A 21,993-nucleotide genomic window follows, 5' to 3' on the forward strand; every position below is an offset into this window, starting at 1 on the left:
CGCATCCAGGCGTCCGGACGAAGAGGAAGTAATCTGCGAAGACATCGCCTTGGTACAGAGTTCCAACCACTGCCCCCTCGCGCGCCGATGCTCGCCCCCATTGAAGCGACGGGTTTGCGCCCGAGTTTTGCCCCGTCGCGCTTAGTGTCCGATTCAAAACTAAGCAGTTGATTTTGCGAGCCTTGCGACGCGGCGAGCGAGGAGCTGGACCGATGCGAGGAACAGCCATGCGCTGGCAGATGCGATGGTTTGCTCGAAGTCCTTGGCAAGCCGTCGATTGCGATTGAGCCACGCTAGGGTGCGTTCGACTACCCAGCGCCGCGGCAGGACCTCGAAGCCGCTGGCGGCATCGGGTCGCTTGATGATCGCGATGGTCCATTCGCCGATCCGGCGCAGGGCGTCCTTGAGCTTGTCCCCGGCATAGCCGCCGTCAGCGAAGATGTGCCGCAGCCAAGGGAAGCGGTGAAGGATTTCTGCGAGCACAAGCGGCGCGCCGTCTCGATCCTGAATGTCGGCGATGTGGATCACCGCGTGAACCAGATTGCCTTGAGTGTCGGTGAGGATGTGGCGTTTGCGGCCCTTGACCTTCTTCCCCGCGTCATAGCCGCGTGGGCCAACGCTTTCCGTGGTTTTCACGCTCAGGCTATCGATCACACCGGCGCTGGGCGACCCCTCGCGACCCTCTGCCTCGCGCGAGGTCATCAGCAGCGCATGATTGATTGTCAGCCACAGCCCGTTGTCGCGCCACAGGCAGAACCAGCGCCGTACGGTCGAGACGGGCGGAAAGCATGGCGGCAGCATTCGCCACGGCAAACCGCCGCGCAGGAGGTACAGGATTGCCTCGAGTATCCGTCGCAGCGGCCACTTCCGGGGGCGCCCTACAAGAGACGGCGGAGGAAGAAATGGCTCGAGCGCTACCCATTCCGCATCGGTCAAATCGCTTGGCAAGGCCAGCCCGGTACGCGCATGCTGTGCGCGAGTGGTATCGGTCCACATCGTTGATCCAACGTAGTTCTTGGCGAAACCCCTGAATCAACGGCCGGCGATGCTATCAAGCTAACGCACTGATGCCGCTCACCTTAACTTCGGATCAAACACTCAGGTCCCGCGCGGTTCCTGCTTGAGCTGGTCGCCGCGGACCTTGCTCTGGAAGTCGAACACCCAGCCGGGATATTCCGAGGGCAGCTCGCTGACCTCATCGAGTGTTTTCAGTTCGGCGTCGGTCAGCGCCACCTTGGTCGCGGCGATGTTGTCATCGAGTTGCTCTGGCTTCTTGGCACCGATGATTACGCTGGTGACAGCCTTTTGGTGGAGCAGCCAGGCAAGTGCGATCTGGGCGATCGAGACGCCCTTGGCTTCCGCGATCGGCTTCATCGCGTCGATGACGTTGTAGCCGCGTTCCTCATTGACCGGCGGGAAATCGAAGGTGGCGCGGCGGTTGTCGCCTTCCTTAGCGCCGTCGCGGCTATATTTGCCTGACAGAAAACCGCCCGCCAGCGGACTCCACACCATCAGGCCGATGCCTTCGGATTCCATCATCGGCACCAGTTCACGCTCCAGATCGCGTCCGGCGATCGTATAATGTGCCTGAAGCGAAGCGAAGCGGGCCAGGTTGAACTGGTTGGAAATACCGACCGCCTTTGCGATCTGCCAAGCGGCCCAATTGGAGACGCCGATATAGCGGACCTTGCCCTGTTGGACGACCGTTTCGAGCGCACGCAGCGTCTCCTCCATCGGCGTGATCTGGTCGAAGCCGTGGATCTGGTAAAGATCGATATGGTCGACCTGAAGGCGCTTGAGGCTGCCCTCCAGAGCGTAGAGCATATGCGAGCGGGACGTGCCACGCGCGTTCGGACCGTCGCCCGTAGGCCCGAAGAATTTGGTGGCGACGATCACATCTTCCCGTGCGATCCTGAGGTTGCGCAACGCCTGGCCCGTAATCTGTTCGGAAAGGCCTTTTGAATAGACGTCGGACGTATCGATGAAGTTGATGCCGGCATCGATCGCGGTCTTGACCAGACCGTCAGCTTCTTTCTGCTGTAGACCGCCCATGCTGCTGTAGATGCCGCTCCCGCCGCCGAAGGTCATGGTGCCGAGGCAGAGTTCGGAAACGAACAGGCCGGTGCGGCCGAGGATGTTATAGCGCATGGGGACTCTCCTGATTGGAACGAAACGGGCAGGCGGGTGGATCAGGCGATCGAGCCGAGTGGTCCATCGCCAAAGACTGTGAGATGGCGCTTTTTCAGGCCTTTCGATCTACAGTCTTCTCCCTCCATTCTTATATGGGGCTGACCGCAGCTTCTCCACGCCGGATCGCCGCAAACGCTTGCCTGATCCGATCAAATGTCGTCTTAATGACTAACCAAGCTTGCCTTCGTGGGCGGCACGAAGGATTGAATGCGATGCACGAAACTCTCGCCGGTCTCGCTTACCGCCACGCCACTCAGCCAGGGGGGCGTCGATCCCGCGTGTGAGCGTTCATGTCGCGAAGGAGACCAGGTGGCCAATCCCAACTCTGTACCAGCCCATGCTCGGCATCGTGCTGCGCGGCGCTAAGCGCGTCGTCATCGGTGACCGCACGCTTCACTACGACGCCAATCATTTTTTCATCGCTTCTATCGACGTGCCCGCAACGAGCGTCATGATCGAGTCCTCGCCTGAGGCGCCCTACGTCGCGGCGAGGCTGGCGATAGACCAGGATGTCCTCGCGGACCTGGTTGTTGATATACCTTGCGAAGCCCGTGGCGATACTGCGGCTTTTGCTGTGGCCGCAATGACCCCCGAGCTTCTTGATGCCTGGTCACGGATGTTGCGGCTGCTCGATGCCCCGAACGAAATCGACATGCTGGCGCCTCTGATCGAGCGCGAAATTCTATTTCGCATCCTGCAGGGACCACAAGGGGCCCTGCTTCGCCAGGCCGCTAGAGCCGATAGCCGGATTGCGCAAGTCAGGGACACGATCGCCCATTTGCGCGCGAACTTCGATCGCCATGTTAGAATTGAAGAATTGGTGGAAATCACCGGGATGAGCGCGGCAACCTTTCACCGCCATTTTCGAGCCGCCACTGCCATGAGCCCATTGCAATATCAGAAGGCGCTCCGCCTGCAGGAAGCAAGGCGGCGACTGATTGCCGATGCCGATGCGACGAGCGCAGCTTTTGCGGTCGGGTATGAAAGCGCGTCGCAGTTCAGTCGAGAATATACGCGGATGTTCGGCACGCCCCCTGCGCGCGATGCCGCGAGGCTGCGCGCGATTAGGAACTGATCCGACTGAGCCCATCGAAGAATCAACGGCCGGCGATGCCGTCAAGCTAACCCACTGATACCACTCACCTTAGTTTTGGATCAGACACTTAGGGATTTTCGCGTGGCTTGCACGCGGTGGACCAGGCGAGCTCACAGCGAGCGGACGCCGGCGCGCGTTTCGATCGATGCTCCCCCGCGGGGAGCGACTGTACCGCGACATCGGTGCTGGCTACCGGATGATGTTTCGATCCACGCTCCCACGCGGGGAGCGACACGGTTGCGGCCCTGGAGCAGGAGGCCCTTGTAACGTTTCGATCCACGCTCCCACGCGGGGAGCGACGCTTGACCCCGGTGGCAGCGGCGTAGCGGGTCCCGTTTCGATCCACGCTCCCACGCGGGGAGCGACCCTGTAGCAGGTATCGGTAGACGTTCTTGTGCCGGTTTCGATCCACGCTCCCACGCGGGGAGCGACGCATCCAGTGGCTGGGCTTCCCGGCCTCGTAGCGGTTTCGATCCACGCTCCCACGCGGGGAGCGACGAAGAGCTTGACGAGCCCGGACGAGCCAAGGTCGACGTTTCGATCCACGCTCCCACGCGGGGAGCGACCCGGTTGATCCGGCCAACATCGACGACATCTATTTCGTTTCGATCCACGCTCCCACGCGGGGAGCGACTGCCAGCGCGGTCAAGACGCTAGTCGATGTCATGTTTCGATCCACGCTCCCACGCGGGGAGCGACCAAGACCCAACTTCCTGTGAGCATGGAAGCGATGGTTTCGATCCACGCTCCCACGCGGGGAGCGACACGTTGCCTGGGTTCGCGCCGCAGAGGATGCACGGTTTCGATCCACGCTCCCACGCGGGGAGCGACTGAGTTTTTCGCGCTCAACCTGCTGCTGCCAGGCGTTTCGATCCACGCTCCCACGCGGGGAGCGACGAGATCGCCAACTCAAACGGCGGCACCATCGTCGTGTTTCGATCCACGCTCCCACGCGGGGAGCGACCGCGCCGCGGACCTGCTCTGCAATCCGTCTTTTGGTTTCGATCCACGCTCCCACGCGGGGAGCGACGCGGCCGGTGCGCCACCGACGGTCGCCGTCTCCGGGTTTCGATCCACGCTCCCACGCGGGGAGCGACAAGTCCCGCTCCATGTCCGCCCGCGTCTTGCCGCGGTTTCGATCCACGCTCCCACGCGGGGAGCGACCAGTTCGACCAGCGGCTTTCCCCGCTCCAGCAGGTTTCGATCCACGCTCCCACGCGGGGAGCGACGGGCTATGTCTAACCTCCTCCAGACGATAGGAAAACGCTGCCGCCAGCGCGAACGAGGTCTGCCCGGCTCCGTTTCCCCCGTCGTCGCGGATCCGCCGGCCGGATACACACGCAGGCCCAACGACTTGCCCGAGCGCGAACCTCGCGGCGAAATCGGGCTTGCTTGTGGTTCGCGCTCGGCGACGCGCGGCTGGGACGATCAGCGGCCATTGAGGACCTTGGCAGCCCTGGCCAGGCCGGCCGCGCCGCTCCAAGCCGGCGCCGGTCAGCCGCCGAGGGCTTCGCGCAGGCCGTCGGGGTAGAGCGCCAGGCCCGCCGCCGCGAGGGCGTCCAAACTGAACCACCGCGCCACACAGGCCAGGCCGTCGTCCTCCGCGAATTCGATCTTCTCCTTGTCGTAGAGCGATCGATCCTCCAGCTCGACTTCAGCGGCGAAGACGATCTCGTGGCCCACGGCGCCTTCGTGCTCGAAGATATTCTCGAACACCTGCCAGGCCGAGCGGATGGCGATGCGGCAGCCCAGCTCCTCCGCGAACTCGCGGTGCAGCGCCTGCTCGCGGGTCTCGCCGAAGTGGACCCCGCCGCCCAGCGGCCGCACGCCCTTGATGGCACCGTCGCTCGTCGCCACCTCGGCCGCGAGCAACCGGGGGCAGTTCCACGCCAGGCCGATGACCTTGACGCGGATCTTGGCCGGCGGTGTCCACACCGTCATCTCTAGCCTCCCCAACGATCCTCTGTCAGCGATGCAGACGACAGCAGCACCGGCCGCCATCCCTGAAACGCACGCCTCGATGATGGGACTTCGGTCATTAGCGACCGGACGTGGCCCAAAAAGCTCGGTGCTCATCCCCCTATAATCCCCGCAAATCATCAGAGATAGAATGAACATCGGTCGGCGAAGGTCGTCATCGGCCCAACGCCAGCCGCGCGAGCTCCCGCGCCGCCTGCGCCTGATAGCCGTCGAGCACTTCGATCAGCCGGTTGAGCGTCTCGCGGTCGGGAGCATCCGACGTGATGTGCTCGGCCATGATCTCCCGGGCTTGGCGGAGGATATAGTCCTCGGCGCGCAGGGCCCGGCGGAGGCGGTCCGTGGCGGTCATAGCTCCTCCTCTCGGCGGCCCGACGGTGGCGGCCGGCGTCCTGAGGCTGCCGTCGCGGGTTCCCGCTCCGGAACCGTGACACGGTCAACGATAGGGCCCGATCGACTCGGCGCCTATGTAGCCGCGTGCTATCAAAAACGTAATTGTTTCGAGAGCGGCGAATATTAAGAAGCTCGCCGATAACACGATAATCGATTTCCTTTTAAACCCATTAAGAATTGAGCCGGAGAGCGCCAGGACCGCGACGGACAGAAACGGCATGCTGATAATAGTTATTAGTTGCGTCGCTGCCTCGTTCTCGCTTCCAGGGAAGCCAAACGTCAACAATGATAACATCAACGCCATTGGCAGGAGCGCCAACACGCAGGAGGTAAGTATAAATGCAGCTCTAAATACTAGTCTTGCTAGCTTGCTCATATTGCGCCCTTGAACACTGCGGCCCGCAGACTGCCGTCGCGCGTCCTGCCGCGGTGCTCGATCTCGACGCGGATCTTGCGTGGCGCCGCCATGCGGCCCCACGCCGCTTCTACGGCCGGCGCGGGGCTATGTCAGGGAAGGCCCGGCGCCGCAGACGGACCGACCGCCTCACACCTGCGCCGCGTGGAGGCCCACGCTTCCGGCCCTACCCCTGCCGCGCCGTCGAAACGCGCAGATATAGGGCGGCGTGTAGCGGCACGGTGGAAGCGGTCATGTTCTGTCTCCTTCAAACACAGCGCGGCCTTATGCGCGCGCCGACGCGCAGCATTGCCGCTATTCAGCGGCCTCCCTGATGGTCCCGACGATCCATTCATTCAGGCTTTTGCCCGCTGCTGCTGCGGCAATGACCGCTGCGGCATGGTCGTCAGGAGTGAGGCGAACATTGAACTTACCGGAGAACTTCCGGCGCGGCTCGATGCCCTTTTCTCGGCACATTTTGAGATAGACGGCCAGCGACTTGCGGCCTTCCTCAATCAGATCGTGGACGCTTTCGGCATAAAAGTCGGCTCCACCATTCAGGCCGACAAACTCGCCGCGCAGCATCTGAATCTCGGGATCGAAAGCGATGACCGCCTTCTCGCCATTGATTTCAACAACATTGTTCATGGCTTTACTCCGTGTTCGTCCAGCCATTTACGGATGCTGGCAACCGCACCTTTGTCCGTATCCGGTGATGGATGCGGGCGATGAAAGACGCGCACTTCGCCGAACAGGAACACGCCGACGCGCGAACCTTCCCGCTCGCTGACTTCCGCCCCGAGAGCTACAAACAGTGCATCTATGTCGGCCCAGCGGATCGAGCCGTTGACCGGGCGGGCGAAGATCAGTTCCAGCGTGGCTCTCTGACGCTTTTTCATGGAGCATCCAGTATCATTTTATAGTACCGTTATCAAGATCGATCTCGGCCCCAGTCAGTTTCGATCCACGCTCCCACACGGGGAGCGACGATGCCTCGCGGATCTGCGCCGCCATGCTCGAAGCGTTTCGATCCACGCTCCCGCGCGGGGAGCGACGCGAAGGCCTTCGCCCACATGGCGCACGCGTCGATGTTTCGATCCACGCTCCCACGCGGGGAGCGACGGGTCTGGGCCGGCGGTCGAAACTGTCTCGCACACGTTTCGATCCACGCTCCCACGCGGGGAGCGACGGTGACGGCGGCGGGCGGGCTGGAGCTGCTGAAGGAGTTTCGATCCACGCTCCCACGCGGGGAGCGACTGGGTGGTCAGGGCGGCGACATCGGCATCAGCGGTTTCGATCCACGCTCCCACGCGGGGAGCGACGGGCGGCGTCTTGCTCGACCTGGTGCTTCCGGAATGTTTCGATCCACGCTCCCACGCGGGGAGCGACGCGCGGGAAGAGGGCTTCCCCGTAACTTGGGACGGGTTTCGATCCACGCTCCCACGCGAAGGCTATGCCTAACCTCTTCCAGACGATAGGAAAACGCCGCCGCCGGCGCGAACGAGGTCTGCCCGGCTCCGAGTCCCCGGTCATCGCAGATCCGCCAGGCCCAACGACTTGCCCGAGCGCGAACCTCGCGGCGAAATCGGGCTCGCTTGTGGTTCGCGCTCGGCGGCGCGCGGCTGGACGATCAGCGGCCATTGAGGACCTTGGCGGGCTTGGCAGCCCTGGGCGAAGCCGGCCGCGCCGCTCCAAGCCGGCGCCGGTCAGCCGCCGAGGGCTTCGCGCAGGCCGTCGGGGTAGAGCGCCAGGCCCGCCGCCGCGAGGGCATCCAAGCTGAACCACCGCGCCACGCAGGCCAGGCCGTCGTCCTCCGCGAACTCGATCTTCTCCTTGTCGTAGAGCGATCGATCCTCCAGCTCGACTTCGGCGGCGAAGACGATCTCGTGGCCCACGGCGCCTTCATGCTCGAAGATGTTTTCGAACACCTGCCAGGCCGAGCGGATGGCGATGCGGCAGCCCAGCTCCTCCGCGAACTCGCGGTGCAGCGCCTGCTCGCGGGTCTCGCCGAAGTGGACCCCGCCGCCCAGCGGCCGCACGCCCTTGATAGTGTCGTGGCTCGTCGCCACCTCGGCCGCGAGCAACCGGGGCCCGTTCCACGCCAGGCCGATGACCTTGACGCGGATCTTGGCCGGTGGTGTCCACACCGTCATCCTGAGCCTCCCGGTCCTGCGGCGGCGATGCGGACGAGCGCCGCGCCCGCCCTATCCCTGGAACCGCCGCTCGCCGTCGAGCCAGGTCTCGCGCACGGGGATGTCCTTGATGGTCGAAGGGTCGACCTGGGTGGGGTCCTTGTCGAGGATCACCAGGTCGGCGGCCTTGCCGGCCGCCAGGACGCCGGTGAAATCGCGGTGGCATTGCCAGGCGGCATCGGCGGTCACCATGCGCAAGCCCGCCTCAGGGCTCACGCGCTCGGCCGGATTCAGCACCTCGCCGCCGTCGCGCATGGTGCGCGTCACCGCGTTCTCCACCATGCGCAGCGGGCCGATCTCGGTGACGTTCCAGTCCGAGTGCACGGTCGGCCGCAGGCCGGCCTTCAGCACCGAGGCGCAGGGATCGAGCAGGTCGGCGCGCTGCGGCCCGAGGATGTCGTCGCGGAAGGCCCGCCCCCAGAAATAGACGTGGCCGATGAGGAACGACGGCGACAGGCCGAGCGCCTTGAGGCGGGTGATCTGCTCGGGGTGCAGGATCGAGCAATGCTCGATGCGGTGGCGGTGGTCGTCCCGCGGCTTGTCCTTCAGCACCGCCTCGTAGGCATCGAGCGTGGTGTCGATGGCGGCGTCGCCGTTGGCGTGCACGCACACCTGCCAGCCGTCGTCGTGGGCGGCGCGGATCGCGTCGGTGAGCTGCTCGGGCGTGTAGTTCAGGGCGCCGCGGCTCGTGGAGTTGAGGTAGGGCTCGCGTTGATAGCCGCTGCGCCCCTGGTTGGAGCCGTCGGCCCAGGCCTTGATGGCGCCGACACGGAAGCGGTCGCTGCCGAAGCCGGGCTTCAGGCCGGCATCGCGCCAGGCCTTCATGTGGGTGGAGACGAGCGCGCCGCCGAAGCGGATCGGCGGGTTGCTCGCCATGACGCCCTGCACCAGCGCCAGGTCGGCCGGGCCGCGGATGCCCAGGCCGCAGTCGAACAGGCCGGTGCAGCCGCGGCTGGCCGCCTTGGCGAACAGCCGGCCGATGCCGGCGGTCAGCTCCTCGTTGCTGGGGACGCCGATCCTGGCGATGAACGGCAGCAGGGCCGGCGACTCGTCGAGGCGGCCGGTGAGGTTGCCGTTGCCGTCGCGGTCGAAGCGCCCCTGCGGCGGATCGGGCGTGTCGCGGGTGATGCCGGCGACGGCCAGCGCCTTCGAGTTCACGTGGGCGATGTGGCCGTTCGACTCGTAGACGAAGAGCGGATTGTCAGGGGCGATGCGGTCGAGCAGCGCCAGGTCGAGCTGGGCCTTGCCGGGGGTGATGGAGGCGTCGAACTGCCAGGCCTTGACCCAGGCGCCGGGCGCCGCCTTGCCGACGGCGGCGCGCAGCGTCTCCACCACCTGGTCCATGCTGCTCATGGTGAAGGGGCTGATGTCGATCCAGCTCTCGAACAGCACGAACACGGTGTGCATGTGCGGGTCCATCAGGCCCGGCAGCAGCGTGCCGCCGGCGAGGTCGACCACCTTGGTCTGCGCCGTGCGCAGGCCGGCAAGCTCGCTCTCGCTGCCCACCGCTATGATCTTGCCGCCGCTCACCGCCACCGTCTCGGCCCGCGGCCGGGCCGGATCCATGGTGAGCACGGTGCCGTTGCGGAACAGCAGGTCGGCACGGTCCGACTGGGCGCGCACCGGCTCGGCCCACAGCGGCGCCGTCAGCGCGGCGAGGCCGCCGCCCAGCACCGCGCGCCGCGACGTCATCATTTCGAGCACACGGACCAATCCCGGATTGCAGGCCCTGCACATGGCGTCCCCCTCGGTCGTCGCGCTTGTTAGAGCTCACCCGGTAGCACGGCAGTGGCTATCCGATCGAGAGACGCGGTCCGGCCGCGGTGCTCGAATCGTCTCCAAATTTTGGCCATGGCGTCTCAACCCGCCCGGCGCTCCCACGTGGGGAGCGACGCTGCCACTGCGACAGGGTGTCGGTCGATGCCGCGTTTCGATCCACGCTCCCACGCGGGGAGCGACAACCTCGACGGCAGCGTCTATCAGACGGCCAAGACGTTTCGATCCACGCTCCCACGCGGGGAGCGACCATCCCGCGGTGCGTCTTGCGAGCCAAGTCCTGCAGGTTTCGATCCACGCTCCCACGCGGGGAGCGACGTGTTGCCGGCGGTGCCGCCATCCTCGGCCGTGACCTCGTTTCGATCCACGCTCCCACGCGGGGAGCGACGCAGGCTCGACGCAATCGCCACGGGCCCGGCGAGGTTTCGATCCACGCTCCCACGCGGGGAGCGACATGACGCCCGCCGCATCATGCCCGGCAAGATCGAGTTTCGATCCACGCTCCCACGCGGGGAGCGACGACAAGGTCCGGCGCGGGGCCAAAGGCGTCGCGAAGTTTCGATCCACGCTCCCACGCGGGGAGCGACGAAAAGTTCGCCGCGGAGATCGTCGGCAGACGTGTTTCGATCCACGCTCCCACGCGGGGAGCGACGGCGGCCCGAAGCGCGGACGCCGCCCTCGACATGGTTTCGATCCACGCTCCCACGCGGGGAGCGACCAGATCTTGGGCGCAAAGATCTTAGCGTTGCCCGAGAGTTTCGATCCACGCTCCCACGCGGGGAGCGACCACGCTGGGGCGACGCCGACGTTCGGGCGGCCGTGTTTCGATCCACGCTCCCACGCGGGGAGCGACGGCTCATGCTGCTTCCTTCCGATCGAACTTCTCGGTGTTTCGATCCACGCTCCCACGCGGGGAGCGACGACGTTGCGCATGGCGTTGCCGGCGTTCGGTCGATTGTTTCGATCCACGCTCCCACGCGGGGAGCGACAGATCCTTCAAAATCTGAAGGGTCTCTTCACCAAGTTTCGATCCACGCTCCCACGCGGGGAGCGACGCGTGCAGGGCCTGCTGCGGCACGTAGCCGGATGGTTTCGATCCACGCTCCCACGCGGGGAGCGACCGGGCTACCTTTCGGGCATCCTGCTTTGTGGAAAAGTTTCGATCCACGCTCCCACGCGGGGAGCGACAAGGCACGCCGGGCGAAGCTGGCGCGAGCCGGAATGTTTCGATCCACGCTCCCACGCGGGGAGCGACGCGGCTGGCGGATGGTGCCGGTCACGCAGGATTGGTTTCGATCCACGCTCCCACGCGGGGAGCGACAATTGGTCGACGCGCTCGCGCGCGCCATGCAGGGTTTCGATCCACGCTCCCACGCGGGGAGCGACTTGCCATTCTCGGGCACGGCAGATGCACCATCGGTTTCGATCCACGCTCCCACGCGGGGAGCGACGCTTCCAGTCCGGCCGGCCCCATAGCCAGTAGCGCCGTTTCGATCCACGCTCCCACGCGGGGAGCGACGCGAGCCGCAGCGAGCAGCACCGCGACGCAGAGATGGTTTCGATCCACGCTCCCACGCGGGGAGCGACAAGGTGCCGAAGTCGACCTTGGCGGGCACGAATTGTTTCGATCCACGCTCCCACGCGGGGAGCGACGCGGGGCGATGGGACGAGCCGACGCTCGAAATGCTGTTTCGATCCACGCTCCCACGCGGGGAGCGACAGGCCACATCTAACCTCTTCCTGACGATAGGAAAACGCCGCCGTCGGCGCGAACGTAGGCTCCACAGCTCCAGCACGTCGCCGTAGCGGCGGGGCGCGATCTGGAGGTGCGTGCGTTTTCAACGACTTGGCGGCAGCGCGAACCTCCCGGCGAAACCGGGCTCGCTTATGGTTCGCGCGCAGGGGGAAGGCTCACACGATCAGCGGGCCGTTGAGGTCCTTGGCGGGCTTGGCGCCCACATGCTCGACGCGACGCTGCCAGTTGGCGCCCAGCATGTAGTAGCGCAGGCTGTCGTGCTCGCGGTCGATCAGGCTCTCCAGCTTGGCCTTCAGCCTGGTCCACTGCGCGGGATCGACCTCGATCTCGAACACGGAGTATTGCACCCGCTGGCCATGATCGCGGCAGGCCTTGGCGACGCGGCGCAGGCGGCCCTCGCCGCCGGGCTCGGCGGTGCGCACGTCGTAGGTCACCAGCACCAGCATTGCGGCTCCCCCGATCGGGCGCTCACGTCCACACCCACGGTGGATAGGCGTCGAGGTCACCGCGCAAGTGGCGCGCCAGCAACTGTGCCTGCAGGTGCGGCACAAGGCCCAAGGGCGCCACCTCGTCGAGGAAGGGATGGCGGCGCTCCTCCTTCTTGCGCTCCTGCCAGGCGGTCAGCACCGTACGGCGCCCATCGTCCGACAGCAGCACCGCGCCCCCGTCGCGCCATTCGAAATCACGTGCGCGCAACTGTCGCCGATTGATCAGCGACAGCGCCAGCCGGTCGGCGAAGATCGGCCGCAGCTCCTCCATCAGGTCGAGCGCCAGGCTCGGCCGCCCGGGCCGCTCGCGGTGCAGGAAGCCGACGGCCGGATCGAGACCGACGCCTTCGGCGGCGCTGCGGCAGTCGTGGGTCAGCAGCGTGTAGAGGAACGACAGCACCGCGTTGACCGGGTCCAGCGGCGGGCGGCGGCTGCGCCCGGTAAAGCGGATGGCCTCGTCCGGCGAGCGCACGAGCCCGCCGAACACGGCGAAATAGCCCTGCGCCGCCTCACCCTCCGCGCCGCGCAGCGCCTCCGATCCATCGTCGGCGAAGGCGACCCGGCGCAGGATGCGCGCCTGCCGCTCGACCACCGCCTCCACCTGGGCCCGCTGCGGTGCCGGCATCTCGCCGCCGTAGTCGCGCAGCGCCCTTTGCAGCACGGCGCGCTGGTTGGCGATCTTGGCCGAGACGATGCTGCGCACGATCTCGTCGGGCTGGTCGGACGCCCGATACTGGGCGCGGCGCAGCAGCACGTTGCCCGAAACCGGTCCCTCGATCCGCGCCTGGAAGCGCCCGGCCCGGTCGAGCAGCACCATGGTGATGCCGAGCGGCGCCAGCGCCTGGATCAGCGGCGGCGAGATGAAGATGGAGCCGAAGGCAACGACCGAGCCCAGCATGTGGAACGGCACGCGGGCGCGCTCGGCACCCTCCACCTCGGCCACCAGATTCTCGCCGTCCTTGCGCAGTGCGGCACCTTCGGTGGTGATGTAGAGGGTGTTGAGCAGCTTCTTCACGGCGCACTGTCCGTTTCGCCTGCCAACGCCGCCTCGATGGCGCGGGTGCGGAAGCCGAGCGCCGATCTGCCTCCCGCCTTGGGCCGGCACAGCTCGATCAGCGAACAGGCGCGGCACCGGCTGGCGCGGTACTCCGCCGGCGGCGTGCGCCCGGAGGCGACGACCACGGCAAAGGCCCGCGCCGTCTCCTCCGTCAGCCGCCGCAGCTCGGCATCGAACGGCACGGCCACCCGCCGCTTGGTCTCGGCATAGAACAGCGCGCCCTCCGGCACCGCACTGCCGGTCATCTCCTCCAGGCACAGCGCCTGGGCGCAGAGCTGCACCTCGTCGGCCCGGTGCAGCTTGGCCTTGCCGCGCTTGTACTCGACAGGAAAAGCGGTCTCGCTGCCGCCTTCCGTGCGGAACTCGACGAGGTCCGCGACGCCGGCGAGGTTGAGGCGGCGGCAGGCGAGCGGCAGCGCCGTGACCCGGCGGACCGGCCCGCGCGTGCGCCGGCCCGGATCGTGCGCCGCCTCGTGCAGCACGCGCCCCTCGGCAGTGAGCCGGTTCTCCTCCCACAGCCGCTCGACATGGATCAGCGCCGCCTGGCGCAGGCAGAACACGGCGTGCTGCAGGGCCGAGAGCGGGATCGGGTCGTCGAGCTCCTGCACCACCGGTCGCTCCCGCTACAAGATCTCCACCACCTCGACGCTGTCGGGAATTGCGCTGCGATCGATAGCGACGTCGTAATCCGAGAAGCGGCGGGCCGGCGGAAAGTTGTCGACGTTGTCGCTGTTCGGATCGTAGAGGTCACCGCCGTATTTGCGCGACACCTTCACGCTGTCGAACAGTCTCGTGGCAGGCGCGTTGCCCAGCGCGGACGCGTGCTTGAACGCGATGACACGTCTCGAGGCCATCTCGCCGCGCGCCGCCGAGCGGTCATGCTCGAACATGGTGGTCAGCGACTGGAACAGGTGCCCGAGATCCTCCTCACCGAAGCCGGTGCGCTCCGCCAGCTTGGCATTGACGAAGACGTGAGCCCGATAAAGCCCATAGGGCACGATGTACTTGCGGCCCATGGTGCGGTTCTCGGTGCGCTCGTCGCCGTCGCCCTTGTCCCGGTCCGCCTTCTCCCTCTCGTTGGTGGCCGCCATGCGCGTGATCGAGATCTCGAGCGGCAGGATCTTCTCCACCGACGAGGCGAAGGTGACCTGGACGGGCCCACGCACCTGGCCGGCGTTGATGCCGGTGCTCATCACCGCGCCGAAGGTGCGGACGTCATAGAAGTTCTCGCACATGAAGGCGGTGATGGCCTTGGCCTCGCCTTCGCTCTGCGGGTTTAGCTTGGCGTCCTTGGCCACCTTGTCGTTGCCGGGCCGGATCGCCTTGTAGGCCTCGCGGTGGCGCTCGTTGAGGATGGAGCCCTCCTGCACGTAGATGCGGTAGCCCGGCTGATCGCCCTTGGCGAGCTCCGTGTAGTTGCGGATCTTGCGCTTCAGCGAGACGTCGCTGACGAGACCGTGGCTCGTCTCCGGGTCGAGCCGCGGCAGGTTGCCGGCATCCGGGTCCCCGTTGGGATTGCCATTGGTGACGTCGAACAGGAAGACGATATCGTAGCGGTTGGCGAGAGCGGTCATCAGGCGGCTTCCCCTGTCTCGTCGGTATTCGCGGCCTTGTCGGCTTTGCGGAAGAATTCGTTGCGCTGGTGATAGTAACCGAGCGCGAACAGCGCCTGGCTCTTGTCGGAGAGGCTGGCGGGATACGGGTCCTTGGCCGGCTCCATCATTTCCATGATGGCGCCGATGGTCTTTTCAAGGTTGATCCTCCGCCCCGGACTCTGCTTGCCGACCTTGGACAGGTGATTGGCCGAGCCCGCATCGAGGATATGGAAGACCTTGCGGGGCTGGGCCGAGGCTGCGCCGTAGAACTTGTCCTTGATCGTGGCGTTGACGCCGGTGCCGAGCGCCGCCACCTGCACCTGCTCGTAGACGGCGAACAGGCGGCCCAGCAGGTAGCCGGGGTCTTTAAAACTCGGATCCAACGACACGGGCGCCCCCACATTGAAGTTCTTGATGAGGATGGATTTGAGAACCGCGACCCTGAGCGCGTTGACCTCGTGGTCGGCGCGCAGGCGGATGATCAAGGAGCTGAGCAGCGTCAGCGGATAAGGCGTGTCGGTGAGGATGGCGCGCAGCCATTCGCCGGCGAGATTGGGCTGGATGTTCTCCGATTTCCGCAGCACCGCCGTCTCGAGCAGCATGCGCCACATGGACAACGCCTCGTCCCGCGGTGGCGGCGCGAGACGCAGGCGCTCGTGATGATCGGCGTATCTCCGGGCGATCGTGCCGAAGTCGTCCTCCACATAGAAACGCACCGACAGGCGCGCGGCGTTTGGTGCCAGACCAAGGACGAAGAAGCGCACGCCGGGTGCCAGCGCCGGCTGGAACTCGGGAACGAGACGCCCCGTGCGCAGCTTCTCCAGGATCTCGCCGACCTTTTTTGCTTCCGCTTCTTCGTTGATGCCGAACAGGATGGCGAACATGCTCTCGGCCGCCTGCACGGCCTCGGCGGTGGACGCGTCGGCCCAGAACACGGTCGAGGCATCGCCGATCTGGATGCGATGGCCGCTATCCCGCTCCAGGAAGCGGTTGAGCGCGGAGGCGTAGGCAAAGGCCGCCGCCTCGGAGACCGGCGCGTTGTCGCCCTGTTCGTGGCCGTACGATGTGAAAGCATCGAGATTGAAGGAGACGATGGAGGCACCGGACGATTGCGCACCCCACACGCCCTTGATCGCCGGGTGCAGGCGCGCGACCGGCCCGCGCTCACCGCTGACGAGGCAGATCGCTTCCGTCTTGTCACCGGCGGCCGACAGCCTGGACCAGAGGCCACGCGCCGCCTGTCGATCGTGGATATGGACACCGGCCAGCCGCTCGCTCTCCAGCGCGAACACGACGTTCTGGTCCTTCATCTCGTCCGGCCAACCGCGCTCGCCGAACGCCTCGGGCTTCCAGGCGTCGAGGAAGCGGAGCAGCGCCAGCAGCCCTTCGTCATGGGTGCCGGCGAGCCACTCGCGATGACGGTCGACGAAGGCAAGATGCTCCTGCGCCGTGCGCTTGCCCTCGGCCGCGGTGACGCCGAGCGCATAAGCCGTCTTGTCCCACAGGAAGTTCGGCGCAATACCGGACGTGCGCTTGGCCGGTTGAGGCACGGCCATCGGCGGGGCGACCCGCTTGCGCCCCTCCCCCACACGCAGGTCGATGGGCGCTCCGGCCGGCGTGCCGTCCGGATGCAAGGGGATGAGATAGCCGATCTTCTCTTGCGAATAGCCGAAGGCCGGCACCTCGCCACGGGCAGCCATGCGGTCATAGGCGCGAACGAGGGAGGCGAGAACAGTCACCGCCGCACCTCCGGTGAATTCGGCGGCGGTACGGCTACGACGCCATTCTCTATGCGAGCCCTGAAGAACAGGGAGGCGCGATCTCGGGCATGGTCGATGTCGTAGAGCATGAAGCCGAGGTCTCGTGGCGAACCGAAGCCGAGATCTCCGGTCTGATCTTCTTCGCGAGCCTTCGGGACAGCTGTTTCCGCCTCGATCAGCTCGAAATCCGCCACGAACTCGCGCGTGCCCAGGCAAGGCTGATGGAAGCACTGTCCCCTTCGGGCGCGGCGGTTGAAGACGTCGAGGTGCTTGCCCACGTTGTCGTCGGCACCGGCCTTGCCGGTCAGCTCGAAGTGCGCGCTGATCACGTAGGCGACGTCGGTCAGGACGGTGGCGGCGCGCTGCTGGCGGTTGTCCTCGACCACCAGCACGAGATCGCCGATGTCGCCGGTCCTCATCGCCGTGCCGACGGCGCGCGCCGGCGCTTTGGCACCCACCTCGTTGCGCCGGATCGACTGGAAGCGGATCGGCTTGAGGACGTGGATCTCGTCGACGACCCAGCGGATGGCCGGCTTCCAGTGGATCGCCTCGAGGATGCCGCGTGCGGCCGATGGCGTCATCACGTCGTACGACACGCGCTCGACCTTCATCTCAGGGCGCGTGAAGCAGGCGAACTTGCCGCCGACGTGCAGGCGAACTCCGTAGGACATCAACTCCTCCGGCTCCGAGAAGCAGCCCGCGCGGCTCGATGCGGCAGCCATCGCAAGGCTAAGCTCAGGCTAGGTTGAAGCGATTCGGCGCGCACACGCAACCCAGAGGAGCACATCGCACGAGGAGCTGAACAGGCGGCCTGCCAGGGCGACCGCCTATTCGCATCAGCAACCTGAATATTGTTTCGATCCACGCCAACGATGGCGACTGAAGGAAGTCAGTGAAATACGATCCACCGAAGGGCCTTGACGACGCCGACAAAGATGATCGCGACAACGTCCGTCAAGATTTCTCGGTCAACAAATTTTGGTAGGCGCATCTCGACCTCCTGCCTCCCCGGTCACAAGATGGGCCATCTCGCGTACCATTTCAATATATAGGTTGCTGAGCGTCACACCATGAAATTCTCCATCCCCAGCTCGTCCGCTTGCTCCCAGACGAGCCCTTCCGCGGGGCTGTAAAAGCTCTCCGTCCTCAATACGACGAACTGGTCCTCGAAGCCCTCGACGAAGGCGGCGTGGCCGTTCTCCACGAGCTTCCGGCGGTCGCGTGGCGGCACCTGCACGATGTAGCTCTGCAGCTTGCGAGCCGCGACGGCGGCCGGCATGCCATGGCGCAGGGCTGCCAGAACGGCCTTGGGCTCGTCCTCGACGGCGACGATCACCGGCTCCATGCCGTCCTTGATGAGCCGGAACGCCTCACCGACGGACCGATAGGCAAAATCGGTGCGGCCGGCGCTCATCTGAAACAGGCCGAGCACCGCCCTGGCGACGCGGCCGTCGGCTTGCTGCGTCTCGATGCGATCGAGCCCGGCACCGCGCTGCCAATAGACCTCGTCGAAATAGCGCTCGATCGCTGCTTTCGAGAAGAGATCGGGATGATCTGCAGCAGTTCGCTGCATCGCCGCCGCGAAGTCCGCGATCTCTTGCGGCGGCTTGGCTTTGTCAGGGCGAAAAACGATGACGAAGCTCTGCTCCCTCGGCCATTTCCATTCGCGATTGCATCGGCCCGCCGCCTGGATGATCTGATCGAGCCCTGCCTCGGCGCGCCAGACGCGCGGGAACGACACGTCGACGCCGGCCTCGATCAGGCTGGTGGCGATCACCCGGCACGGCTCTCCGGCCGCGAGGCGCTGCCGGATGTCGGCCAGGATGCGGCGCCTGTCGGCAGCAGTTTGCCGCGTGGTCAGATGGATCAGCCCCGGGAGCCCCGCCGCCTTGCCGGCCAGATACAGATCACGCGCGTGGCGACGGCTGTTGACGATGACGAGGCCCTGGTCCTCTTCCGCCAGCTCGGCGATCAGCGCCTCGTCCATCATTTCGCCGGCGATGCGCAGCGTCACGCGCCGGAATGCCTCGTGCAGCCGCGCCGGGTCGGGCGCAAGCTCGCCCACGGTCTCGAACCCACCCGCGAACTTGGGCGCCAGCAGCGCCGGCTGCGTGGCCGTGCACAGCACGACCGTGCAGCCGTAGTTGCGGGCCAGCTCGTCGAGCACAGCGACGCAGGGGCGCAGCACGTGCAGCGGAATGGTCTGCGCCTCGTCGAGAATGATCACCGCGTTGCAGAGGTTATGCAGCTTGCGGCAGCGGGCGGGCCGGTCGGCAAACAGGCTCTCGAAAAGCTGCACGTTGGTGGTGACGACGATGGGTGCCGCCCAGTTCTCCATGGCGCGACGCAGCTTGGCTTCCGGCTGCTGATCGCCGTGCCGGTCCGCCTCCTCGGGATGTATCCTTCCGGTCTCGATGGAGGCGTGGTGCTCCAGAACGCTGTCGTCGCCCAGCACCTCGCGAAAAATCGCGGCGGTCTGCTCGATGATGGAGGTGAAGGGGATGGCGTAGACGATGCGGTCCATCCGCCAGCGTCTGGCGTGCTGCAGGGCGAAGGCCAGCGACGCCAGCGTCTTGCCGCCGCCGGTGGGAACCTCGAGCGTGAAGACCCCCTTCGGCATCCCGGCCTTGCCGCGCACCTGGGCCAGGATGTCGCCGCGCAGGATATTGAGCGGCGCGCTGCGGCGGTCGCGAGGAAGCTGGGCCTGCTTCTCAGCCATGTGAGCGTCGAAGGCCGCGATGAAGCGGTCGACATGCTCGCTCAGCACGGGCCACGTCCGGTCGACCTGCCTCCCCTCGGTCGCCGCATAATGCGCCTCCGTATCGAGGCGGTCCGCATCCACCAGGCATGAGAAGATCATTCGGCCGAGGACGGCAATTTGGAAAGCGGCCCGAGGCTGATCCTGGATCAGCCTGAACCCGGATGGAAACAGGGCGGCCGCCTCTGCCGTCACCTCGTGCTGCCAGGCTGGAGCGAGTGGCTGGAGCGGCTTGCTCGTGGTCCGGTGCTCCAACGAGCCCGAGGGGCCGCTGCGGTCCGGGAGGCCGGCGTGGTGTCCGGCGATGGCATAAGCCACGAGCTCCGCGATGATGCTGTCGATCGGGGTGCCGGCGAGCTGCAGTACCTCGCGCGCTCCCGCAGTCGAGTGGTCGACGCTACCGCCGCTGCCGCGAATATAGGCCTGGTAGGCTTCCGAATACTTGCCGAGATCGTGCAGCCATCCGGCCAGGGCGGCCGCCCTGGCCGCGCCGAACTTGTCGCCGAAGGCGGCCGCACGCTCGGCCACGCCACGGAGATGATCGACAAGCAATTGCCAGTCGGAGCAGTCGGCGCGTTCCGTGGAATGTGCGTAATACTCGCTCATCCAGTAGTCTAACGCGCAGCATTCGCCACTGCCAATGGGTTGTGCGGCACATGGTGCGGGGAGCGTCTCTCCCGAGTCGCCGCGCACCTGCGTTTCGATCCACGCTCCCGGGCGGGGAGCGACATGGCGCCGGCTCTTCCGCCCGATAGCCGATTTAGTTTCGATCCACGCTCGCACCCAGGAAGCGACAATGCGCAGCGCCTTTCGGATCGCAACCTAAGCACGAGAGGATTGCCGGCATTCACCGGCCTAGATGTTTCGATCCACGCTCCCACGCGGGGAGCGACCAGCCCCAGCTTCTCGTCGCCGGCCCCGTAGATGTTTCGATCCACGCTCCCACGCGGGGAGCGACTGCGCGGGTCGGTCGCCTTGCTCATCACCTCGGCGTTTCGATCCACGCTCCCACGCGGGGAGCGACCCTTGGTGCCGTCGGTTGCTCTGGCGGTCGGCCACGTTTCGATCCACGCTCCCACGCGGGGAGCGACGCGCCTACGGCAACGCGATCGTCCTCCCGCAAGCGGCAGTTTCGATCCACGCTCCCACGCGGGGAGCGACGCCGTATCCCGCTTGGCGCCCACCAGGTTGCGGTAGTTTTCGATCCACGCTCCCACGCGGGGAGCGACGTTGGAAGCTGCGCACCGCCGTGTCGGTCTTTAGGTGTTTCGATCCACGCTCCCACGCGGGGAGCGACCCCGATCCAGCGCGCCCCGCACTGGCGCTCGCCGGTTTCGATCCACGCTCCCACGCGGGGAGCGACCGTCGCCCGACAGCGACATGCGGTAGGCGATGCCCGTCGTTTCGATCCACGCTCCCACGCGGGGAGCGACGACGGCGAGACTTACGAGGTCGATACCCGCAATGGGTTTCGATCCACGCTCCCACGCGGGGAGCGACTATCTGCTAGGCGACCCATGCGATGACGACAGCACGTTTCGATCCACGCTCCCACGCGGGGAGCGACCGGCTTCGATCCGCTCGTGCTGCCATCCGTCTAGGTTTCGATCCACGCTCCCACGCGGGGAGCGACTCTGCTGACGGCAGGCGAGCACAGCCATGGCGTCGTTTCGATCCACGCTCCCACGCGGGGAGCGACTTTGTTCTCGCCGCCGGATGAGTCAATGCGCTCTCGTTTCGATCCACGCTCCCACGCGGGGAGCGACGGCTCCGTTTTCCTCGCTCATGCGTCTGTCCAAGAAGTTTCGATCCACGCTCCCACGCGGGGAGCGACGCGTTCGCGGCACCTGGCAGCTCGGCCGCATCAATGTTTCGATCCACGCTCCCACGCGGGGAGCGACGCAGCCCTCCATCTCGTGCGCCGCTACGTCGAGGTTTCGATCCACGCTCCCACGCGGGGAGCGACGGTGCCGCGATCCTGCTCGCCCTGCGACCACGTGCTGTTTCGATCCACGCTCCCACGCGGGGAGCGACGGGCGTGCCGGTGCGGGCCAGGCTGAGATCGCGGTTTCGATCCACGCTCCCACGCGGGGAGCGACTCCGCGTCGATGCCACCGGCGCCGCACTGGCGACGTTTCGATCCACGCTCCCACGCGGGGAGCGACGTCCGCCAAGATCTGAGCAGCAACCGTTCCGATGTGTTTCGATCCACGCTCCCACGCGGGGAGCGACGAGGTCGAGGAAAGCGCTCGTGATCTGGTCGAGCGAGTTTCGATCCACGCTCCCACGCGGGGAGCGACGCGTATCCGGCGGCGGCAACCTGCCGCGGCCGGGGGTTTCGATCCACGCTCCCACGCGGGGAGCGACCAGACATGACGATCAGCTTGCCGTCGGCGAGGCGGTTTCGATCCACGCTCCCACGCGGGGAGCGACGATGACCGGCGCCGCCTGCGGGACAGCCTGGATGTTTCGATCCACGCTCCCACGCGGGGAGCGACCAGCAGATCTTTCAGAGGCTTCGCGACGTCACCAACGTTTCGATCCACGCTCCCACGCGGGGA

Annotated in this window: 16 protein-coding genes and 4 CRISPR repeat arrays (1 of these 20 running past the window's edge); of the genes, 1 reads left to right on the forward strand and 15 read right to left on the reverse strand. The window is 66.2% G+C overall.

From position 1 onward, the window contains the following. Positions 1-159: 159 nt before the first annotated feature. Positions 160-996 (reverse strand): IS5 family transposase, encoded by an 837-nt coding sequence (locus ACZ5PO_RS34515; protein ID WP_464187231.1) that lies wholly within the window; start codon positions 994-996, stop codon positions 160-162. Positions 997-1,098: 102 nt separating this feature from the next. Next, entirely contained in the window at positions 1,099-2,148 is a 1,050-nt protein-coding gene (locus ACZ5PO_RS34520; protein ID WP_464187232.1) for an aldo/keto reductase, read from the reverse strand. A 244-nt stretch (positions 2,149-2,392) separates the two neighbouring features. Here ACZ5PO_RS34520 and ACZ5PO_RS34525 point away from each other — a divergent pair, with 244 nt between their 5' ends. Beyond that, the gene (locus ACZ5PO_RS34525) at positions 2,393-3,265 is read left to right on the forward strand and encodes an AraC family transcriptional regulator (protein WP_464197152.1); all 873 of its coding nucleotides are present in this window, start codon (positions 2,393-2,395) and stop codon (positions 3,263-3,265) included. A gap of 156 nt (positions 3,266-3,421) precedes the next feature. Continuing rightward, positions 3,422-4,515: direct repeats of the CRISPR family, unit length 32 nt; unit sequence GTTTCGATCCACGCTCCCACGCGGGGAGCGAC. 265 nt (positions 4,516-4,780) lie between these two features. On the opposite strand, the gene ACZ5PO_RS34530 is transcribed toward ACZ5PO_RS34525, so the two are convergent. The 13 genes from ACZ5PO_RS34530 to cas3 all read right to left on the reverse strand — a co-directional run bounded on the left by ACZ5PO_RS34530 (position 4,781) and on the right by cas3 (position 20,038). Beyond that, complete coding sequence (locus ACZ5PO_RS34530) at positions 4,781-5,227, reverse strand: NUDIX hydrolase (RefSeq protein WP_464187233.1); 447 nt, start codon at positions 5,225-5,227, stop codon at positions 4,781-4,783. Between the two features lie 193 nt (positions 5,228-5,420). Beyond that, the gene (locus ACZ5PO_RS34535) at positions 5,421-5,615 is read right to left on the reverse strand and encodes a hypothetical protein (RefSeq protein ID WP_464187234.1); all 195 of its coding nucleotides are present in this window, start codon (positions 5,613-5,615) and stop codon (positions 5,421-5,423) included. A 750-nt stretch (positions 5,616-6,365) separates the two neighbouring features. Further along, positions 6,366-6,698 (reverse strand): type II toxin-antitoxin system HicB family antitoxin, encoded by a 333-nt coding sequence (locus tag ACZ5PO_RS34540; RefSeq protein WP_464187235.1) that lies wholly within the window; start codon positions 6,696-6,698, stop codon positions 6,366-6,368. Continuing rightward, positions 6,695-6,949: a type II toxin-antitoxin system HicA family toxin gene (locus ACZ5PO_RS34545; protein WP_464187236.1), complete on the reverse strand. Its 255-nt coding sequence runs from the start codon at positions 6,947-6,949 to the stop codon at positions 6,695-6,697. The genes ACZ5PO_RS34540 and ACZ5PO_RS34545 overlap by 4 nt, the downstream gene beginning before the upstream one ends. Before the next feature lie 57 nt (positions 6,950-7,006). Further along, positions 7,007-7,439: a CRISPR direct-repeat array (repeat unit 32 nt; unit sequence GTTTCGATCCACGCTCCCACGCGGGGAGCGAC). A 317-nt stretch (positions 7,440-7,756) separates the two neighbouring features. After that, positions 7,757-8,203, reverse strand: coding sequence for an NUDIX hydrolase (locus ACZ5PO_RS34550; RefSeq protein ID WP_464187237.1), 447 nt, complete (start codon positions 8,201-8,203; stop codon positions 7,757-7,759). A 51-nt stretch (positions 8,204-8,254) separates the two neighbouring features. Next, positions 8,255-9,979: an amidohydrolase gene (locus tag ACZ5PO_RS34555; RefSeq protein ID WP_464187238.1), complete on the reverse strand. Its 1,725-nt coding sequence runs from the start codon at positions 9,977-9,979 to the stop codon at positions 8,255-8,257. Positions 9,980-10,169: 190 nt separating this feature from the next. Then, positions 10,170-11,738: a CRISPR direct-repeat array (repeat unit 32 nt; unit sequence GTTTCGATCCACGCTCCCACGCGGGGAGCGAC). A gap of 191 nt (positions 11,739-11,929) precedes the next feature. After that, complete coding sequence (cas2, locus tag ACZ5PO_RS34560) at positions 11,930-12,220, reverse strand: CRISPR-associated endonuclease Cas2 (RefSeq protein ID WP_464187239.1); 291 nt, start codon at positions 12,218-12,220, stop codon at positions 11,930-11,932. Positions 12,221-12,242: 22 nt separating this feature from the next. Beyond that, positions 12,243-13,277: a type I-C CRISPR-associated endonuclease Cas1c gene (cas1c, locus tag ACZ5PO_RS34565; RefSeq protein ID WP_464187240.1), complete on the reverse strand. Its 1,035-nt coding sequence runs from the start codon at positions 13,275-13,277 to the stop codon at positions 12,243-12,245. Next, complete coding sequence (cas4, locus tag ACZ5PO_RS34570; RefSeq protein WP_464197154.1) at positions 13,274-13,927, reverse strand: CRISPR-associated protein Cas4; 654 nt, start codon at positions 13,925-13,927, stop codon at positions 13,274-13,276. The genes cas1c and cas4 overlap by 4 nt, the downstream gene beginning before the upstream one ends. Positions 13,928-13,942: 15 nt before the next feature. After that, positions 13,943-14,893, reverse strand: a complete 951-nt coding sequence (cas7c, locus tag ACZ5PO_RS34575) for a type I-C CRISPR-associated protein Cas7/Csd2 (RefSeq protein WP_464187241.1) — start codon at positions 14,891-14,893, stop codon at positions 13,943-13,945. Then, a complete protein-coding gene (gene cas8c / locus ACZ5PO_RS34580; protein ID WP_464187242.1) occupies positions 14,893-16,653 on the reverse strand; it encodes a type I-C CRISPR-associated protein Cas8c/Csd1 in 1,761 nt (586 codons plus the stop codon). Before cas8c ends, cas7c begins: the two co-directional genes overlap by 1 nt. Further along, positions 16,650-17,345, reverse strand: coding sequence for a type I-C CRISPR-associated protein Cas5c (gene cas5c, locus ACZ5PO_RS34585; RefSeq protein WP_464187244.1), 696 nt, complete (start codon positions 17,343-17,345; stop codon positions 16,650-16,652). The genes cas8c and cas5c overlap by 4 nt, the downstream gene beginning before the upstream one ends. 392 nt (positions 17,346-17,737) lie before the next feature. After that, positions 17,738-20,038 (reverse strand): CRISPR-associated helicase Cas3', encoded by a 2,301-nt coding sequence (gene cas3, locus ACZ5PO_RS34590; RefSeq protein ID WP_464187245.1) that lies wholly within the window; start codon positions 20,036-20,038, stop codon positions 17,738-17,740. 91 nt (positions 20,039-20,129) lie between these two features. Further along, positions 20,130-21,993: a CRISPR direct-repeat array (repeat unit 32 nt; unit sequence GTTTCGATCCACGCTCCCACGCGGGGAGCGAC); it runs 1,476 nt beyond the window's last position.

It is taken from the genome of Chelatococcus sp. KU-N122 (assembly GCF_055391085.1).

Bases quoted from the DNA above. Each gene is read 5' to 3' on its own strand.
- ACZ5PO_RS34550 (WP_464187237.1), bottom strand. From the start codon at position 8,203: ATGACGGTGTGGACACCACCGGCCAAGATCCGCGTCAAGGTCATCGGC.
- cas5c (WP_464187244.1), bottom strand. From the start codon at position 17,345: ATGTCCTACGGAGTTCGCCTGCACGTCGGCGGCAAGTTCGCCTGCTTC.
- ACZ5PO_RS34515 (WP_464187231.1), bottom strand. From the start codon at position 996: ATGTGGACCGATACCACTCGCGCACAGCATGCGCGTACCGGGCTGGCC.
- ACZ5PO_RS34530 (WP_464187233.1), bottom strand. From the start codon at position 5,227: ATGACGGTGTGGACACCGCCGGCCAAGATCCGCGTCAAGGTCATCGGC.
- ACZ5PO_RS34545 (WP_464187236.1), bottom strand. From the start codon at position 6,949: ATGAAAAAGCGTCAGAGAGCCACGCTGGAACTGATCTTCGCCCGCCCG.
- cas2 (WP_464187239.1), bottom strand. From the start codon at position 12,220: ATGCTGGTGCTGGTGACCTACGACGTGCGCACCGCCGAGCCCGGCGGC.
- cas7c (WP_464187241.1), bottom strand. From the start codon at position 14,893: ATGACCGCTCTCGCCAACCGCTACGATATCGTCTTCCTGTTCGACGTC.
- ACZ5PO_RS34555 (WP_464187238.1), bottom strand. From the start codon at position 9,979: ATGTGCAGGGCCTGCAATCCGGGATTGGTCCGTGTGCTCGAAATGATG.
- ACZ5PO_RS34520 (WP_464187232.1), bottom strand. From the start codon at position 2,148: ATGCGCTATAACATCCTCGGCCGCACCGGCCTGTTCGTTTCCGAACTC.
- cas3 (WP_464187245.1), bottom strand. From the start codon at position 20,038: ATGAGCGAGTATTACGCACATTCCACGGAACGCGCCGACTGCTCCGAC.
- ACZ5PO_RS34540 (WP_464187235.1), bottom strand. From the start codon at position 6,698: ATGAACAATGTTGTTGAAATCAATGGCGAGAAGGCGGTCATCGCTTTC.
- ACZ5PO_RS34535 (WP_464187234.1), bottom strand. From the start codon at position 5,615: ATGACCGCCACGGACCGCCTCCGCCGGGCCCTGCGCGCCGAGGACTAT.